We start from the raw sequence: 19,424 nt of genomic DNA on the forward strand, positions 1-19,424 counted from the left end.
GTTTGGTTAATAATCACTTTTAGGATGGATGACTCCATATTGCCGTTTTATTCGCTTAAAGCGGTCAGTCAGATGACTTTGTATGGAATCGTACTCAGGATGATTGTAAATATTGTTCATTTCCATGGGGTCTTCCTGAAGATCGTACATTTCCCACTCGTCCAGTTCGTAGAAATGCATGAGTTTGAACCTTTCTCCTGTAATGCCTTCGTGTTTATTCACGCTATGTACGGCAGGGAATTCATAATAATGATAATACAAATAATCCCTCCAGTTTTCTGGCGTATTTCCGGTCATTAAGGGAAGCAGACTTCTGCCCTGCATCCGATCAGGAGCTTCAATGTCAGCTATATCCAAAAACGTCTGCGCGAAATCCAGGTTGGAAACCAGGTCTTCGTTGACCGTTCCTGCTGGAATTTTGCCCTGCCATTGCATTAATAGCGGCGTTCGAAAGGATTCCTCGTACATAAAGCGCTTGTCAAACCATCCATGCTCTCCCAGGTAAAAACCCTGGTCTGAGGTATACACAATCAGGGTGTTTTCATCCAGCCCGTTTTCCTCCAAATAATCCAGTACCCTGCCCACATTATCATCGACGGAACGGATGGTGGCCAGGTAATCGCGCATGTATCGCTGGTATTTCCAGCGGACCAATGCTTCTCCCTCAAGATCCTTCTCCTTAAATTCCTGAATAATGGGATCGTAAACAGCATCCCAGGCGGCTCGCTGCTCCTCATTCATGCGACCGTAGGTACGGTTAAAACTGCCTTTGTTCTTGTTTTCTTCCGTCCATAACTTCAAATCGGAATCTAACTGCATGGTTTCCCGAATGGTCATGTCCTGCTCTTTTGCGGCGGTTCCCCGGGTCTCGTAATCATCAAAAAGGTTGGAAGGCTCTGGAAATGCTACGTCTTCGTACAGTTCCAGATGATCCGGTCCTTTTTCCCATTCCCGATGGGGCGCCTTGTGCTGGAGCATCAACATAAAGGGTTTGCCATTGTCTTTATTGGCCTCCAGCCATGCCAGGGATTTGTCAGTGATCAGGTCGGTGACATAGCCCTCTACTGCTCCAGTGTCGGAGTCGGAAATAAAATCGGGATTGTAATAATGGCCCTGCCCCGGAAGGATTTCCCAATGGTCAAAACCCGTGGGTTTGGAGCGCAAATGCCATTTTCCAATCAGAGCGGTGGTATAACCATTTTCCCTCAGTACCTTGGGGAAGGTGATTTGTTCTCCGTCAAAGATATCGCCATTGGTCCGGTGGCCGTTTACATGGCTGTGTGCCCCGGTTAAAATCGTGGCCCTGGAAGGCGCACAGATGGAGTTCGTCACATAGGCCCTGTCAAAGCGCATCCCCCTGTTGGCAATTCGATCAATATTGGGAGTGGGAGCAAGTTGGGAAAAGCGATCCTCATAGGCACTAATGGCCTGAAAGGCATGGTCATCGGAAAAAATAAATACAATATTGGGAGGACCGGATGCGGTGGTTTCGGCTGTTTCTTTTTCGGAGCAGGCAACCATGGCAAGGCTAACAAACAAAATAAAGATCAGGGTTTTTAAGGGTAAGGAATTGACTTTTCTCATCATACGATTCTAATAAATAATAGGGGTTGAATTTTAAATGTAATGCAAACGATAACGGAAACAATATAAACACATTTCCGCGCACAAAGAAATTTGTTCGCAGCAAAACCCAACGTTGTTTACCGAAGGGGTTGTTTTTTATAAAAAATGGAAGTTCTTTTAGGGTACTGTTTCGCCAGGAATGCAATGGGTGTTCCGGATAGAATGGTTTCGTAATCTTGCATTTACAAAAAATGTAATTACCCAAAATGCTGCTTCAAAGGCTTTAATTGTGAAAGGAAATGGTTAAGTCAACAGTTTATCAGCTTCCTGTATTTCTATTTTTTATGCTGGCCCAGATAGGGTTTGGCAGACAGGACCCCATGCAGGTGTTGACTGCAAAAAGGGGATTGGTGGCACTTTGGGATTTTAAAGAGCCTGCTGGAATGCCCAGGAAAGCGGTAGGGAAGGGAGACTTTCCCCTCAATGAAAGGAACGGCCCGATCGCGCGAATGGAGGAGGGGCCGCTCTCCGGTTTTTCCTCCCATTTTGAGAAAAATGCTTTTTTGGCACTTCCTTTCGAGAAGACAGGTGCGCTCAATATTCACGGAAAAGGACAGGAAATTACGGTCATGGCCTGGGTGAAATGGTTCGGTAAAACCGGTTTTGTAGGAGGTATGTGGAATGAATTTACAGACGGAGGGAAAAGACAATACGGACTTTTTGTCGACCTCCCCCATTACAACGGGGGCAATCAGGTATGCGGTCATGTATCAGCCAGCGGGGGTCCCACTCCTCCCTTTCCGTATAGCTGTGACTACTCGGCCAGCAAACAGGAACTGACCCGAGGAAAATGGCATTTTATCGCTTTTACTTATGATGGTACGTATATTAAATCCTATCTGGATGGGGAGTTTAAGGAAAGAGCGCCAGAGCCTATAAAAAATACCCAGGGTTTTCCCGGAGTTCCCAACGGTTTGGTGCATTCCAAAAATCCCTATTATTTTCCGGATGGGTTAGGGAATAATGGTTCGGATTTCACCGTTGGGGCAGTGGTATTGCAGCGGGGCATGGGGAATTTTTTCAACGGCCTTATTGGGGGCCTTGCCGTTTTTGACCGGGTTCTGGACGAAGGAGAGTTGCAGGAAATTAACCGGCTGACGATGAATCAAACGGCTACCCCTTAAGTTTTGAAGACCTAGTCATTCCTATTGAGTTTCATTCAATGATTTCAACCTGAATGGGATTCAATAAATCATTTTGGATGCTTTCAATAACGTTTTCGTTGGGTTCTCCCTGATGTACGTAATACCGAAAGCTGCTTTTAAACGTTTCTCCCGGAGCGATGGTAAATTCGCCATCGACCATGGGAGCGTAGACCCAATAAGGCATGGTGGGATGAACGCGTATGGCTTGCGGGTATCGGAAATTGTCCGGATAACCAAACACGGTAGCCCCGGCGGTCTCACCTTCCACCACTCCGAAGGCCGTTACCCAGGACGCATGGGTGTGGTTGGCGTTTTCTCCGGTATAGCCTTCCGAAGTTAAGATGTTCCAGGTGTTGGTATAATGAACCGAGTCCACGGAATTCCATTCTTTGGAGCCCCGAAACCCCATGCCCCCATAGTGGTAATCCAAAATAAACAAGGTATCACTGCTGGTGTTGGTTTGCTCTGACATCAGGTCAAACAGGTAATAATCGGAAGTGGGGTAAACCATTACTTTCCAGGTTTCGGCTAGTACTTCGCCGTGCTTCAGACTAATATGACTTAGCAGACTTTCGAATAAAGCGGCATTAACCCCCTCTTCCACATGCACCAATTCCACATGCTCCACGGTTCCGGTTTCTTGGTGCTGATTCCAGAAATCTACTTTTTCTCCCTTGAACTGCGTATTTACCCAGGCGTTGAAGACAGCATGCTGGTGGGTATGGCCCACCGGGAAGGCATCTGTCAGGACCTGGCCTTCCGGACTATAGAGCGGGTGGATCATCCCGCTTCGTTTGTAATATTCGGGAAGCCCTTCATAGGGCATGGCGGTAGCCGTCTGGTAAAATAAAACCGGTTGTTCGTTCACTGCCAATTCCACTCCTTCTTCGGATTGGTTTACGGATACCCGGTTAGAAACCGTTCCCTTGGCCTGCCGCAATCCAAAATCGCCGGTCGTTCCGGCTGGCATCTCGTCAATGATGACCAACAGTTCTCCCGATGCCAACACCTGCGCCGGATAGGCCTTTCCGCTTTTTTCATTCACCAGTTCATAGTCACTTCCAGCCGGCAAATCCTTGTTTAAGGGGATTAATAGGGGGCTGTTTTTTCGATCCACTTCTCCCGCATCCAATACGACGCTCATAATAGGCGAGGAAGAGCAGCCCATTTGAGCAAATAAAAGTACACTGATGTAAAAATAAGCTTTTAACATAGATTATATGAGTTGAAAGACAGAATCCAATGGTAAGATCGTAAGGGGAAAGTGGAATTCCAATTTGCCGCGCTAAAATTTTGAAATGGCAGCCAAACAAATGTAGGGCCATGCCATTTTAACCGTAATATTTTTCAATTTGGCTTTTTATTCACCATATTGTTCGTCTTAATATCGTCTATTATCGTTTTCAATTTCTTATGAAGGAAAAATTTCAGTTCCTAGCCCTTTGGTTTTGTTTTTCTGTCGGCCTTTCTTATGGTCAATTTGCCCCTACGGATAAGGTCCCTTTGGATTCCAGGGTGAAAACAGGGCAGTTGGACAATGGTATGCAGTACTATATCCAGCAAAACCCCAAACCAGAAAACAAACTGGAGCTTCGGCTGGCGATCAAAGCAGGTTCCATGCAGGAACGGGAAGACCAACTGGGCCTCGCTCATTTTGTGGAACACATGGCTTTCAACGGATCGGAGCATTTCGAAAAAAACGAACTTATCAGTTATTTACAATCCATTGGTGTGGCATTTGGAAGTGATCTGAATGCCTATACCAGTTTTGATGAAACGGTGTACATACTGCCCATTCCTACCGATGACGAAGAGAAAATACAAAATGGGTTTCAGGTGATGCGCGATTGGGCAGGAGGGCTGTTGCTGAATTCAGAAGACATTGATGCGGAACGAGGAATAGTAGTGGAGGAATGGCGTACAGGTCAGGGAGTAGATCAGCGGATGAGAGATGCTTATTTGCCCGTTTTGTTACACGAAAGCCGCTATGCAAATAGATTGCCTATTGGCGATATGGACATCATCCGGGAGGCGGAGGAAGGAGTGATCCGGGATTTTTACAGGGATTGGTACCGTCCGGAACTGATGGGAGTAGTAGCAGTGGGGGATGTGGCACCCGAAAAAGTAGAAGCCCTGATTAAAGACTATTTTGGAGACCTTGAAAATCCCGTGCAGGCACCCGAGCGGGTGTATTATGAAGTGCCGGAACACGAGGAGAATTTTGTGAAAATCATTACCGATGAAGAAGCCCCCGGTATTCAGGTGCAATTGTACTACAAACACCAACCGGTAGCTACCGAGACTTACGATGACTATAAAGGCCGGATTCTGAGAACCATGGTGGGTGGCATGCTCACGCAGCGGCTGGATGAAATCAGGCAAAAGCCCGATGCGCCTTTTATTTTTGCAGGTGCCAGGTATGGCAAATTAGTGAAAGGGCTGGAGTTTTTTACTACCTCCGGCGTGGTGGGTCCGGGCAAAACCCGGGAAGGGTTGCGTTCCTTTCTGGAAGAAAACAGGAGAGCCGTCCAGCATGGATATACAGAAGGGGAACTGGAACGCGTGAAGCGTTCGCTTTTAAATAGCGCAGAACGATCCTTTAAGGAAATGGATAAAGCGGAGTCCCGTTCGCTGGTAGGGCGGTATGTTTCCCACTTTCTAAACGAATCCTTTGCCGATAATCCGGCTCACCGAAATCGTTTTTACCAGGAAGTAATCCCCGAAATCACCCTGGATGAAGTGAATGCCATGGTCGATAAGTTGGTTCGGGATAATAACATCGTCGTGGTGGTCACCGCACCGGAAAAGGACAAGGAATCTTTGCCAACAGAATCCGAACTGGCGGACGCGCTTAATGAAGCAAAAGAAATGGAGACCAGTCCCTACCAGGAAAAGGAACTGAGGGAAGAGTTAATGCTGGCCATACCCGAATCGGGCAAGGTGGTGAAGGTGCAGGAAGTGGAAGAGGTCGGCATCACGGTTATCGAAATGGACAATGGACTTAAAGTCCATTTCAAACCCACCGATTTTAAAAACGATGAAATCCTGTTTACCGGGTCCAGCAAAGGGGGCACTTCCCTATATCCGGACAAAGACCATATCCATGCCAGCTACGCGGGAACAGCTGTAAACGTCATGGGAGTAGGAGATTTTTCTCCCTCCGATTTGAGAAAGGTGCTGGCAGGAAAAAACGTTCAGGTAACGCCGAACATTGGCAGGTATTCCGAAAACATATCCGGGAGTACTTCTCCGGAGGATCTGGAGTTGGCCTTGCAGCTTATTCATCTTTATTTTACAGCCCCCAGAGTAGATTTAGAGCTTTGGGAGGTATTTCTTGCCAATCAAAAAAATCAACTGGAAAGTGCGCAGGTTAATCCTGATTTTCAGTTTAATAAGCGGGTCAATGAAATAATCAGTAACGGAAATCCCAGGGGGATGGGGATTTTTTCCCCTGAAAAATTGGATTCCATTGACCTGGAAAGAAGTTTGGAGATTTTCACCGAACGTTTTGCCAATGTGGCCGATTTTGAGGTTTTGTTTACCGGTAATATAGATTTAGACCTGGTAATCCCCATGGTCGAGCGATACCTGGGAAGTTTACCCGGAAATCTTGTAGACGGAAAAGAGCAATTCCGGGATTTAGGCATCAAAGCTCCGCAGGAACAGACGGAGTTGATAAAAGTCGGCGTAGACGAAAAAAGTCAGGTGATCCTGTATTTTAATGGGGATACCGCCTATGACCTGGAAAAATCCCAGCAGTTATCCTATCTGGGGGAAATTTTAACCATTAAATTGATCGAATCCTTACGCGAACAAATTGGCGGGGTCTATGGTGTCGGTGCCAGAGGAAGCTTAAGCAAGGTTCCGGATGAACGATTTAGCTTTGTGATCAACTTTCCATGCGCCCCGGAATCTGTCCCGGAGTTGACCGCCGCTGTCTGGGAGGAAATCGAGAAAATTCAAACCAATGGTCCCGAAGCGGAGGACTTGGAAAAAGTAAGGGAAACCAAACGGATATCCCTGGAAGAAAATCTGCGAAGGAATGGTTTCTGGCATGGACAGATTAGCGCAGCCATCAGCGGCAATATGCCCTTGGATACCGTACTGGGAGCAACGGATCGGGTGTTGGGTGTCACCGGACCACAGGTTCAGGCGCTCGCTAATGAATTCCTAAAAACAGAATTTTTACTAAAAATCATTCGGTATCCGGCCAACTATCAGGAAGAAAAAGACAAGATATAAAGGCGCTGCCGAAGCAAATCAATACGCTGTTAACCAATAGTTTAAAATTATGCTGATTCCCTTTTTAACGTACTTTATGAGTTTATTTCCCTTCCTGCTGGCAGAAGGGGTCTCTGTTCCTGCTACAATAGACCAGGAGGAAGTAGCCCTGTTTGTAAGTGGAGAGGATGGATACCATACCTATAGGATTCCGTCCCTTCTGGTGGCGCAAGATGGCACTTTGCTGGCTTTTGCCGAAGGCAGAAAATCCGGAAGTGGCGATACCGGAGACATTGACCTTGTGCTTAAAAGGTCAGAGGACGGGGGGCATACCTGGTCCGAACAAATGGTGCTCTGGGATGATGGATCAAATGTCTGTGGAAACCCAAGCCCGGTGCTGGATGAAACCACCGGAGAAATTCACTTGCTGCTTACCTGGAATAGGGGAGATGACCACGAAGGGGATATCATCCTAAAAAAGAGTCAGGATACCCGCCGTGTATTTGTTATGAAATCCACCGATCATGGCCAAACCTGGACGGAACCAAGGGACATTACCCCTGGCACCAAAAACCCGGAATGGGGCTGGTATGCCACTGGTCCGGGAATGGGCATTCAAATCCAACATGGCCCCGATAAAGGCCGTTTGGTGATTCCATCGGATCACAGTTACGATGATCCAAATGGGGATGTCAGGGGAGGCCCCTTTGAATACGGTTCGCATGTGATCTATAGTGACGATCAGGGTAAAAGCTGGAACCTGGGCGGAACCATTAGACCCAAAATGAACGAATGCCAGGTCGTGGAAATGGCGGATGGGAAAGGCAGCCTTTTGATGAACATGCGTTCGTATTTTGGAAAAAACCGGCGGGCCTTATCGGTCAGCAGGGATGGGGGAAATTCCTGGTCGGATCCCGTGGAAGCCGTGACATTGGTAGATCCGGTTTGTCAGGCGGCACTTCTCCGGTATTCCTGGCCCAAGGATCCGGAGGGAGATGTCGTCTTGTTCTCAAATCCCGCAAGCACGAAAAGGGAAAACATGACGGTAAAATTGAGTAGGGATAGTGGGAAAAACTGGGTGGGTTCCAATACCCTGCATACCGGACCTGCTGCTTATTCTGCTTTGGCCCGATTGCCAAATGGGGAAATCCTCTGCCTTTATGAAAAAGGAGATCAACATCCGTATGAAAAAATTAGCCTGGCCCGGTTAAGCCTGGATGATTTTCACTGACGGGCGAAATTTTTCGGGTTTCAAATCAAACAAATAGGATAATGGACAAGTCTGGACTGGCAAGATGGCTGAAATGGAGTTTTTTGATAACCGTTTTAATGTTTTCCCCAATGCTGCTTTTCGGACAATTGCCAACCTTACCCCCAGATCCGGATGTAATTCCAATTGACGGCCCGGGCTATTTCGGTAAAGAAGGCAGCACCTATGTACTGACCCGGGATATTCGTGCTGAAAAGAGCGCCCTTTTTCTGGGAAAAGACCTGACGCTGGACCTGAATGGCCATACCATTACGTTTGCCGACGGAACCTATGATAGCCTGCAAAACGGAGGCTTTGAAAGCGGGCTGGAAGGCTGGGATCTCTCGAAAGCACCGGGTGCAGCGTTGTTGGAAACCAATAAAACACGACCGTTTGTAGGTGAGAAATTGCTCGGATTACAAAAAGGAGACGAAATTGTATCTGCTTATATCGATTTACCCTATGCCCATAGGTCTTATTATGCGATCTGTGGCATTACGGGAAGGGTTTTTAGGGATATGGGAGGGGATCTTGCCAATGAAATGAAAATCAGCTTATTTGTGGAAGATGAACAGGGGAAGGTGGTAGAAGTGATGACGGATTATGGGTCCGGACCAGAAAGAAGCAGCCCTGTTTTTCAAAAAAGCCCTCGCTTGGGTGGCGGTTTTATAGTGGCTCATCTTCAGGGGCTTCCCGCAGGGAAATACCGGATCCGGGTGAAGGCCGAAACCGACTGCCTGGTAGACGAAATCGGTATTTTTCCGGCATTTGACGTGGGTATAGCGATCGTAGGTAAGACCCATCCCAAAGGTCATTACGATCATTTGTATGAAAACGAGCATGCGGCCTTTTACGATTATACAGCTGATTTTCAAACCGGAAACCCGCTGTCAGAGGTTCCTCAGGCGAGTGGAAAGGGAACAGTTACCATAAAAAACGGCACTATAAAAGCCGGATTCCGTGGAGTGATGAGTTGGGGTATCCAATCTACGGCCGAAGATGTTGAGTTGATATTGGATAGCGTGACCATTATTAACCAGGGAATCAATGCGACGGCTGTGGACGTTCCGCAGGCCAGCATCAGTCATTGCCGGTTTGAGGTGAGCAATCCTCAATTGATTCACCGTCATGGTTCCCAGCATTATGCCGTGGACCTGAGAGGTAGGGACGCGTCTGAAGTTGCCTATTCGGCGTTTTACGGCGGACAAGGATGCCTGGTTTTTAAGGGAAAAAAGTCTTCCATCCATCATAATACCTTCGTCAACCAACAATTGGTAACCAACCATTACAGCATCATGGCCATGGGGGATAGCTCTCTGATTTATGAAAATGACATTGTCCCTGAGGTGGGTTCCGGAATAGAGATTTTTCGTCACAAGGGAATCGAAATATTCAATAACCGAATTAAAATTGAAGCTTCACCACCTACCACTGAATACGGGAAGGAGGAATTCAGCACTGCTGCGATACGAATTGCTGACTACCGCGACAGCCCCGGGTCGCCTACGGGTGCCTTTGGTAATAAAGTGTATAACAATACCATCGAAGTGCGCGGGCGTTCCTTTCCGGAATATCCGGAGTACACTCCGATGGCATGGGCCATATTTTACAGTGCCAGCGCCGGAGATAATTTCATTTTTGGAAACCATATCACCGTGGAGCACCCAACTCCCTCTTCCCGTTCCGAAGCGGCTGCTTTCTACATTGGCGGAGGCCTAACAGGGTATGGAGGAGAATTTCGGGACAATACGGTTTACACCAATGTTCCTGCTGCCTGGATAGGCTGCCGGTATGGGGGAACGGTAAATACCAGATTGGCTTTTAACCATTTTATCAACACCAGTTCCGGAGCGTTACAACCGTTTCGTATGGGTTGGGAATCCTGCGACAGCTGCTATGCCAAAGAGGTAACTTTTGTAGGCAATACTTTTCACCAAATGGACTTTGGGATCCTAATGACGGAGCAGCCTCATTCTTATCGGGTAATGATGCCTGTTGAGGTTCTTTGGCAGGGAAATAAGATGGATATGCCGGTAATTCAAGTGGAGGATAAAGACGGCACGCTCATTCAGACCGCCCAATTTAACAAGGAAGGCCTTTGGCAGGGGGAACTACTTTTGGAAACCTACCAGCATCTACAAAGTAACCGAAAGGAGGGATATTGGCTGTTGGTAGGAACAGAAAAACGCTTTGTGACCAGAGAATCTTTCCAGCCCATCGTCTTTGGAGCTGAGGAATAACGGTTACTTTAAAAATAATTGCTCAATAAAGACGGCCCTTGGTATGGAGATGCTTTTTCCGGTGGGCGCAGGGATGCCGGTTTGGTCCTGAATCCTGAAAATTACGACATTGTCGGATTCCATATTCGCAACCAGAAGTAGCTCCCCCTTCTCATCCACTTTAAAATTGCGCGGATGCTGACCGCCGGTAGGGACATGTCCTATTAGCTTTAGCAGTCCGGTTTCCTGGTCTACCTGGTAGATGGCCAGGTTATCCTGACCCCGGTTACTGGCATATAGCCACTTGCCATCTACCGAGAGATGGATATCTGCAGCGGCATTGTAATCCGATTGAATCTCCGGCGAAAGCATTTCGACGCGGTCCAATAATAAAAGGTCCCCGCTTTTTGGTTCAACCGTGTAAATCCCCACCGTGTTGCTCAGTTCCTCTACAGAGTACGCGTAGGGAAGGTCTGGGTGGATGACAAAATGTCGCGGGCCGGAACCTGCTTTCACAGGAAAAATCTCTGGATCCTTTTTCACGCTGCCTTTTTTGGGATTCACTTCGTATTTCAATATCTGGTCAATGCCCAGGTCCGATGCGTATACCCATTTGCTGTCCAAGGAAGGAATCATGGAATGCATATGGGGTTTGGTTTGGTTTGGGTGAATACTGCTTCCCTCATGCTGGACGACTGAAACAGCCTTGCTGATAGCACCGGAACTGGCCACCTTAAACGTAGATAAATTCCCTCCCTGGTAATGTGAAACAAATACTACCTTCCCAGTAGGGTCCACGCTGATATGGCAGGGGCTGGCTCCGGCAGAAGATACCTGATTAATCAGCGTAAGCCGTCCGGTGTTCTGATCCACTGCATAGGAACTAATGGTCCCATTGGGATCGTCCGCGTCTTTTCCCTCCCGGTAGGCTGCGTACAAATATTTTTGCGAAGGGTGCAGAGCCAAAAAAGTCGGATTTTTTTTGTCATGAACAGTTTGTAGGATGGAGGCCGATAGGGTGGACCGGTCAAAATTTAGCACATAGATACCTTTACTTTCGTTTTGGCTGTAGGTACCTATGTATAGGATTTCGTTAGTGGATTGAGCCATGGTTTTTCGGGGAAAATGCAATAACGGAATAATGAGTAGAAGAAATAAAATGATTCTCCTTAAATTGAAATAAAGGGAAGGTGTACATAGGTGCCTGTTCATTCTTTGAATATAGCATAATTTCCGTTAAAAACAGAAACAGGCCAAGAGATGGCTACCCTTATCTGGCTGGATCCAGGCGGAGAGCCTTTAGTAGCTTACTGAAAATTTCCGTGTTTTCATACACGCCTCTGAATTCCTGCGAATGAGGTCCGTAAGCAAAAACAGGAACCATCAATCCCGTATGGTCTTCTGTGGAGAATTCCAGTTCCACGGTATTTGCGGCTACATTTCCCTGGGGGATGGTGACACCCCCCGTTTCATGATCCGCAGTGATTAGTACCAGGGTGTGGCCATCCCTGTCAGCAAACCGAAGTGCCTCCGCAACAGCCTGATCAAAGTCAATCCCTTCCTTAATAACGGTGCCTACCTCGTTGGCGTGTCCGCCGGAATCAATGTACGCACTCTCGATCATTAAGAAAAAGGGTTGTTCTTTGGAATCAAGGAATTCGATTCCGGCTTTGGTGGCTCTTGCGAGAAAATCCTTCCGCCCCTGACTTATTTTTGGCAGGCCTTGATTGGATCCAAAATAACCTGTTTTATCCCCGGAATAAGAAGCCAATGCTTCTAAAGAGCCGCTTAGCAAAAAGCCAGCGTTTTCCAGATTTTTGAGTTCATGGGGGGTGCCAACCAGAAAGTCCGATTTCCCTCCGCCGATAAACAGGGACAGCGGACTTTTTGCCAGGTCCTCAGCGATATTCCGGGTCAGATCCCGCTCGGGTTGATGGGCATAAAAGGCAGCCGGGGTGGCCCCTGTCACATGATCCGTAGTGATAATTCCCGAGTTAAATCCGTAGGGCGCCAGGTACTCCGGTAGATTTGTTGCCGGTCTGCCATCGGGTAGCATGCCAATGCTTCGGTTTTTCACCCTTTTGCCAGAGGCCAGGGCAGTACCCGCTGCAGCAGAGTCGGTCGTGAAATCGTCGGCCGACTGGGTTTTGATCAAGCCCAGGTTTTTTAAGTTTGTCAGTGTTAATTGATTATTGTTGGCATACATGGCCGCAGATATTTGGGCCAGCCCATTTCCGTCGCCAATTAGTAAAATGACATTTCTGACTTTTTGATCGGTGCCGTCTGATTCGTAGGTAGGCCGGTATACTTCCTGTGGCGTGGGATGGGTGTACCATCTGTTTTGAAGGCTGGACAGATAGCTTTTCGCCGCGGCAGGATGATCGGTATTGATATAATCGACGCCAAGTTCATGCAATGCTTTCCAGGCAGTTTTACTGTCCGGGGTGGCCCAAAACCGAAAGGGTTTTCCGTGTTTATGTGCCACATCTATGGCTTCCTTTAGTTGCTCAATATCCGAATCAATAAGGCGTCCTTTCCCGTTCCATTTCGAAAAATTTCGAAAGCTTAGGCTAAATAACTCTATTTTGTCCAAGGGAAGGTTTTCGGTTGCTTCTACGCTTTGGTAATCAAAGAATATCGGAAAGGGATACTGATGGTAATCCTCTTTTTCTGGCCGGTTGCCGGAAATTACAATCTTCACGAACGGGTTTTCCCGGTCCTCCCAAAGCTCCCCATAGGGCTCCAAATCTGTAAGAAGTTGATTTAGGGTAGCATAGGCTTCCGTTTTAAAATCCACCAAAAGAATAAAAGGATGCAGGTTGCCAAGCTGTAGCCGTTTGGCCCGGAGAATGGGCTCCAGGTAAAGGCTCGTTAAGGTATGTCCTTGTCGGATGCTCTCTTTTTCATGGGCCACAAATAGGGTGTCACGTTGCAGGATCACATCTGCTTCTATGGAAGCGGCCCCATTGGCATATGCCTCCCAAAAAGGGACTTGTTGCAAGTAATCGTTATGGCTGTGAATGTTGATTTCCTGGGCACTCAAAGGGGCCGGGAAGCCAGCCATTAGGCAACAAACAATCGTTAATAAAGACGCAATGGTCGATAATTTCATACATTTTTTAATTTCTCCAAAAATAGCGCAAACGGGCGACTTCCTTCGTTTCGATTGGTTAAATTAGGGTTAATTTTGAAGGTAATTACCATGTTTTTTGACAAAACCGCCGGTTATCGGACTCAATATTGGATTATGGAAGAGAAAATTGGAAAAATCAGAACTTTGGTATAAATGTTGTTGTAACCTAAGTATAGAATATCTTCTGAAATGAAGATTTGTTTTTCATAATTTAAACCATTAATACCAGATAGTATGAATTCAACAAAAGTTATTTTAAGCGCATTGGCAGGAGTAGCAGTAGGAGTACAAATAGGTCTGTTGATTGCTCCGGAGAAGGGCGAAGATACTCGCAAAAAGTTAACCAAGAAAGGGGAAGCGTACTTGAAGGACATCAATGGTCAAATCGATGGCCTTCTCAAGGGTATGAATGAGAAAATGGACAAAATGAATAAGAACATTGCTACGGTAGCTGAAGAAACCAAAGCCAGGGGAAAAGAACTTCTTGCTGAGGCCAAAGAAAAGTCGAAATAAGACAATCTTTACTGTTTGGGCCAATGATTTTTCATTGGCCTTTTTTATTTTAATCCACAAGTAGCAATTATGTCATTAAAAAATACAACTGCCATCGTAACCGGTGGCAATACGGGAATTGGCTTCGGTATAGCAGAAGCCCTGGCAGCTGAAGGGGTGAATGTAGCCATCAGTAGTCGTAGTCTTCAGCGAGCAGAAGAAGCAGCCGAAAAAATCCGCAAAAATGCCCAAACCAAAGGAGAGGTTCTTCCATTGGAAATGGATGTTCGGGACTTTGACGCACAAAAGAAAGGCGTGCAGGATGTACTCAGAAAATGGGGTAAGTTAGATTACTTTGTTGCCAATGCAGGTGTGGGGCACTTTGCATCGATTCAGGAGATGACTCCCGAAAAGTGGCACGAAACCGTTGATACGAATCTGACGGGCGTATTTTATGGGATAAAAGCATCCGTGGATGCTTTAAAATCCACCAGAGGCTTTTTCCTCACCATATCCAGCCTGGCTGGTACCAACTTCTTTGCAGGCGGATCGGCTTATAATGCTAGCAAGTTTGGCTTGACTGGTTTCTCTCAGGCGATCATGTTAGATCTGAGGCAGGAAGGGGTGCGGGTAAGTACCATCATGCCCGGGTCAGTGGCCACGGGGTTTAACGATCACGAAGTAAACGAAAAGGATGCCTGGAAAATCCAGAAAGAAGATATCGGCGAAATGGTCGTCGGACTATTCAACCTGGATCCTCGAACGCTCCCCAGTAAAATAGAGGTAAGACCCAGCATGCCTCCCAAAAAATAGGGTTTCCTACACCGCAACAGGTCGTTTATTTACCGGTAGACTTTTTTAGCTACCGGTTTTTTTTGCTTAAAAAATCCAGCAGTACCATTCCGCAAAAAGCATAGGCGGCATCGAATGCAAAAAAGGGTCAGCATCAACTGCGTTATTCACCTTGTTTTTGAGCCAGCCTCTTTTCTTTTTGTTTGGTTTTTTGAGTACGTTCATCAGCAAGGTGCTTCCGTTCATGAAAATCTGCAGCTACCCGTAGGATAAAGGGAGTACCTGCTAATTAAATCACTTTTAAGGTTTTAACCTGTTCATAGGTCGTCAGAGACGGTGTCCTGGATGCAGGGATGCAGGGAATTTTGCGGTTCGTGGAATAGTCATGAGCACTTTTTTAATTTTTTTGTTAAATTGACCCATTAACCAGTAATTAATCTTAATAATAATCCAGAAACCAATCAATAATTTTGTAAACGCATTCCAACATCATTTATGGACTCAGCACTAAACAGAAGAAATTTTATGGAAAAGGCAGCACTGGCAGGCCTGGGCATAAGCCTGGCACCTGGTTTTACGTTTGCTCGCCCCAGAAACGAAAAGCGAGTAGGCATTATCGGCCTGGACACCTCCCATAGCATCGCCTTTACCAAGGCCTTTAATGCCACGGATGCGGCAGCAGACCTGGGAGGCTATAAAGTGGTGGCCGCCTATCCCCATGGCAGCAAAGATATACCCTCCTCGGTAGAACGAATTCCGGGATATACGGAGGAAATTCAAACCTTGGGCGTGGAAATCGTCGAATCCATTTCCTCTCTTCTGGACAAAGTGGATGTGGTGCTTTTGGAGACCAATGACGGCAGGCTTCACCTGGAGCAGGCCCTGGAAGTCTTTAAATCCGGAAAAACCGTTTTTATAGACAAACCCATTTCGGCATCCCTGGTGGATGCCATTGCCATTTTTGAAGCGGCAAAAAAATATAAGGTGCCGGTGTTTTCCAGCAGCTCGCTGCGGTATATGGAAAACGCCGTTGCCGTCAGAAATGGAAAAATAGGAAAGGTAATGGGAGCCGATGCCTTTAGCCCGGCAAAACTGGAACCTACCCATCCCGATTTATTTTGGTATGGTATACACGGAGTAGAAACGCTCTATACGCTTATGGGGACCGGTTGCGAAACCGTTCAGCGGACGTTTACGCCCGGCGCAGATGTAGTGGTGGGCACCTGGGACGGAGGCCGAATTGGCACCTTCAGGGGCACCCGTTCCGGAAAAAGCGGTTACGGAGGAAGGGCCTTTGGTGAAGACGGTATTATGGATATGGGCTCCTATGGAGGCTACCGCCCACTTTTGGTGGAAATAGCGACGTTTTTTGATTCCGGGAAGGCACCGGTATCCGAGGAAGAAACGATTGAAATCTTTGCCTTTATGCAAGCTGCCGACGAAAGCAAGAAAATCAACGGACAGGCCGTGTCCCTGCAGGCCGTTTTGGACAAAGGCAGAAGAGAAGCCGCTCAAATCAGCATTTAATTTTATACCCAAAGATTCTCCCGATTTAGTATCGGGACAGGCTATGGGACCATAAAGAAACTATTATAAACACATGAAAAATAGCAGAAGAACGTTTGTAAAGAAAGCAGTAGCAGGAGCAACCCTGGCATCGGTAGGAGGCATGCTGCCCGGTATGTCCGCCAAAAGTTATGGTAAAATTATGGGAGCCAATGACCGCATCCTGGCAGCCAGCATGGGCGTGGTGAGCAGAGGTCATGCGGTTGGAACCAATTTTGCCAGCCAGGAGCAATGTGAGGTTATCTACAGCTGTGATGTGGATAGCCGCGCCGCGGAAAAGTTTGCAGGTTCGGTGAATGAAATACAGGGGAGAGCACCCAAAATCGAAAAGGATGTTCGCAAAGTACTGGAAGACAAAGAGGTGGACGTACTGATCGTCACCGCTCCAGATCACTGGCATGCTCCGGCTGCCCTGATGGCCCTGAAGGCCGGAAAGCACGTGTACCTGGAAAAACCCTGTAGCCACAATCCACACGAGGGCGAACTCCTGATGGATGCCCAAAAGAAATACAACAAGGTAATCCAAGTCGGCAACCAACGACGCTCCTGGCCCAACGTGATGAAAGGAATCGAGGAGTTGCATAACGGCGTGATCGGCAGGGCCTACATGGCCAAAACCTGGTATGCCAATAACAGGGGACCCATAGGGGTAGGAAAGCAGGTTCCGGTACCAGAATGGCTGGACTATGAACTCTGGCAGGGACCCGCGCCCCGGGAGACTTACCGGGATAATATTCTGCATTACAACTGGCATTGGTTCTGGAACTGGGGTACCGGGGAAGCCCTTAACAACGGCACCCACATGGTGGACCTGGCCCGATGGGGACTTCAGGTGGATTATCCAAGCCGCGTAAATTCCTCCGGTGGGAGGTATCGTTATGATGACGATTGGGAGACGCCCGATACCCAAATCATCAACCTGGAATTTGATAACAATTCCTTGATCACCTGGGAAGGGAGAAGTTGTAATGGAAAGCACATCGAAAGCGGAAGTGTGGGTACCTTATTTTACGGAGAAGAAGGAAGCCTCTTGATCGAAGGGGGCAACTCCTACAAAATTTTCAATCTGAAAAATGAATTGGTGAAGGATGTCAAAAACGATCAGGTGATTGATCCAACCAACCGTACCAACCCGGCGCAGGCATTGGATGCGATGCACATCCAAAACTTTTTTGACGGCATCCATAAGGGTACGGAAGTCCGGTCGGAGATCGTTGGCGCACACAAAAGTACCCTGCTGGTTCAACTGGGAAATATTGCCCAGCGGGTGGGAAGGACCCTGGATATCGATCCGAAAACCGGAATGATTCAATACGATCCCACCGCTATGGAACTCTGGAAAAGGGAATACGAGCCTGGCTGGGAACCAAGTGTCTAAGTTTTCTTACATCTCAAAGAGGCCAAACAAATCTGGTTTGGCCTTTTTTCTTTCACCACCTTAATCGTCTGTTATGGAGTTGAGTACCCTTGACCTGATTGTGATTGGTCTGTTTTTTTTATTGATGTTATTGATTGGCATCTGGTCGTATTTCAGAAATACGGACTCGGAAGATTATTTTGTGGCTGGTGGTAAGCTGCCCTGGTGGCTATCGGGAATCAGTCACCACGTTTCCGGATATAGCGGGGCGGTTTTCGTAGCCTATGCCGGGCTGGCGTATACGCATGGGTTTTCAGTATACATCTGGTGGGCACTTACGATCGGCTTGACCGTGATGATTTCGGCCAAGGTATTTCCGGTCTTCTGGGTCCGGTTGAGAAAGCGGTTTAAAATCCAATCACCTTTGGAGTTTTTGGAAACCCGTTACAACCTGGCCACCCAGCAGTTGATGGCATGGAGTGGGGTGATTCTGAAATTATTTGATATCGGTGCCAAATGGGCAGCGATAGCCATTCTGCTAAATGTCTTTACCGGCATTTCCCTGACCTGGGGAATTCTCATTTCGGGAGGTATTTCCCTTTTATACATCACCTTTGGAGGGCTGTGGGCGGTAATTATTACCGATTTTGCCCAATTTGTCGTACAAATAATCGCCGGACTGGTCATGTTTGTGGTGGTCCTTCAGAAATTAGGTGGAGTAGATGCTGTATTTACCGTATGGGAGCAATTGCCCGAGGGGAATAGCCAGGCCTTTAACGATCCCTATACGGTTGGATTTGCTCTGGCTTTTTTGTTTATCAACTTCCTTTCCTACAACGGGGGACAATGGAACCTGGCCACGCGCTATATTTCCTCACCTACCGAGCAACAGGCATCGAAAGCCGCCTGGCTCTCTGGAGCCCTGTACCTGGTTTGGCCCCTAATCCTGTTTTTTCCCATGTGGGCCGCACCGGTGCTCCTGCCCAATATGGAAGATCCCACCCAGTCCTATGGTATCCTTACCATGGAACTCCTTCCCATAGGATTGATAGGCCTGGTGATCGCTTCCTTATTTGCCAACACCATGTCCATGACCTCCTCCGATATCAATACGATCTCGGCAGTCATTTCCCGGGACATTTTACCGGCGGTCAATAAAAAATTCAGAAAGGAAGCTACCTCCCTGACCACTGCAAGGATTACCACTTTCCTGTTTACCCTGGGGACCATCGTGATTGCCTTGCAGTTTGAGCGGTTTGGTGGCGTATTGGGACTGATTATCAGTTGGTTTGGCGCATTGGTGGGAACCATTGCCATTCCCATGCTTTTTGGTTTGATTCCCTGGTTCAAATCCTGTGGACCCAAAGCAGCTATTGGATCCATTCTGGTGGGGCTGCTGGCCTTTGTGATCACCAAAAATGTGGAATTAAATAGCCTGGCCCTGGAAGTTAGTTTGCCCGTATTGAGCTCGGCGGTGACCTATATTTTTGTTGGATTTCTGCAAAGAGACACGGTTCCTGACAAAGTAAAGCAAATGCTGGAAGACATCGCCCAGGAGTAAGTCATTCAAACTCCTCCCAGCTCCCTACTAAAACAGGAGGGAGCTGGGAGGTAAAACGGGATA

At 47.4% G+C, this 19,424-nt stretch carries 13 protein-coding genes; 9 read left to right on the top strand and 4 right to left on the bottom strand.

The genetic code is table 11. The features are described from left to right. Positions 1-6 precede the first annotated feature (6 nt). Complete coding sequence (locus GJQ68_RS18455) at positions 7-1,587, bottom strand: sulfatase family protein (protein WP_202927970.1); 1,581 nt, start codon at positions 1,585-1,587, stop codon at positions 7-9. A 278-nt stretch (positions 1,588-1,865) separates the two neighbouring features. On the opposite strand from GJQ68_RS18455, the gene GJQ68_RS18460 reads away from it, so the two are divergent. Then, positions 1,866-2,750 (top strand): LamG domain-containing protein, encoded by an 885-nt coding sequence (locus GJQ68_RS18460; RefSeq protein ID WP_162418757.1) that lies wholly within the window; start codon positions 1,866-1,868, stop codon positions 2,748-2,750. 31 nt (positions 2,751-2,781) lie between these two features. Here GJQ68_RS18460 and GJQ68_RS18465 read toward each other — a convergent pair whose 3' ends face one another. After that, a complete protein-coding gene (locus GJQ68_RS18465; protein WP_162418758.1) occupies positions 2,782-3,984 on the bottom strand; it encodes a DUF6807 domain-containing protein in 1,203 nt (400 codons plus the stop codon). Between the two features lie 200 nt (positions 3,985-4,184). Between GJQ68_RS18465 and GJQ68_RS18470 the strand changes: the two genes are divergently transcribed. The 3 genes from GJQ68_RS18470 to GJQ68_RS18480 all read left to right on the top strand — a co-directional run bounded on the left by GJQ68_RS18470 (position 4,185) and on the right by GJQ68_RS18480 (position 10,481). Further along, entirely contained in the window at positions 4,185-7,013 is a 2,829-nt protein-coding gene (locus tag GJQ68_RS18470; RefSeq protein ID WP_162418759.1) for a M16 family metallopeptidase, read from the top strand. A gap of 76 nt (positions 7,014-7,089) precedes the next feature. After that, positions 7,090-8,223, top strand: a complete 1,134-nt coding sequence (locus GJQ68_RS18475; RefSeq protein ID WP_235941779.1) for a sialidase family protein — start codon at positions 7,090-7,092, stop codon at positions 8,221-8,223. Positions 8,224-8,264: 41 nt separating this feature from the next. Next, entirely contained in the window at positions 8,265-10,481 is a 2,217-nt protein-coding gene (locus tag GJQ68_RS18480) for a right-handed parallel beta-helix repeat-containing protein (protein WP_162418760.1), read from the top strand. A 3-nt stretch (positions 10,482-10,484) separates the two neighbouring features. Here GJQ68_RS18480 and GJQ68_RS18485 read toward each other — a convergent pair whose 3' ends face one another. Continuing rightward, entirely contained in the window at positions 10,485-11,570 is a 1,086-nt protein-coding gene (locus GJQ68_RS18485; protein WP_162418761.1) for a lactonase family protein, read from the bottom strand. Between the two features lie 160 nt (positions 11,571-11,730). Beyond that, positions 11,731-13,572, bottom strand: coding sequence for an alkaline phosphatase (locus GJQ68_RS18490; RefSeq protein WP_162418762.1), 1,842 nt, complete (start codon positions 13,570-13,572; stop codon positions 11,731-11,733). Positions 13,573-13,827: 255 nt separating this feature from the next. On the opposite strand from GJQ68_RS18490, the gene GJQ68_RS18495 reads away from it, so the two are divergent. The 5 genes from GJQ68_RS18495 to GJQ68_RS18515 all read left to right on the top strand — a co-directional run bounded on the left by GJQ68_RS18495 (position 13,828) and on the right by GJQ68_RS18515 (position 19,361). Continuing rightward, positions 13,828-14,106 (top strand): YtxH domain-containing protein, encoded by a 279-nt coding sequence (locus tag GJQ68_RS18495; protein WP_162418763.1) that lies wholly within the window; start codon positions 13,828-13,830, stop codon positions 14,104-14,106. Positions 14,107-14,175: 69 nt separating this feature from the next. Continuing rightward, the gene (locus GJQ68_RS18500) at positions 14,176-14,898 is read left to right on the top strand and encodes an SDR family oxidoreductase (protein ID WP_162418764.1); all 723 of its coding nucleotides are present in this window, start codon (positions 14,176-14,178) and stop codon (positions 14,896-14,898) included. 504 nt (positions 14,899-15,402) lie between these two features. Then, a complete protein-coding gene (locus GJQ68_RS18505; protein ID WP_202927972.1) occupies positions 15,403-16,404 on the top strand; it encodes a Gfo/Idh/MocA family protein in 1,002 nt (333 codons plus the stop codon). 73 nt (positions 16,405-16,477) lie between these two features. Further along, complete coding sequence (locus GJQ68_RS18510) at positions 16,478-17,821, top strand: Gfo/Idh/MocA family protein (RefSeq protein WP_162418766.1); 1,344 nt, start codon at positions 16,478-16,480, stop codon at positions 17,819-17,821. A gap of 73 nt (positions 17,822-17,894) precedes the next feature. Then, positions 17,895-19,361, top strand: coding sequence for a sodium:solute symporter family protein (locus GJQ68_RS18515; RefSeq protein WP_162418767.1), 1,467 nt, complete (start codon positions 17,895-17,897; stop codon positions 19,359-19,361). Positions 19,362-19,424 lie beyond the last annotated feature (63 nt).

Source organism: Cyclobacterium roseum (genome assembly GCF_010119225.1).
Classification (GTDB): domain Bacteria; phylum Bacteroidota; class Bacteroidia; order Cytophagales; family Cyclobacteriaceae; genus Cyclobacterium; species Cyclobacterium roseum.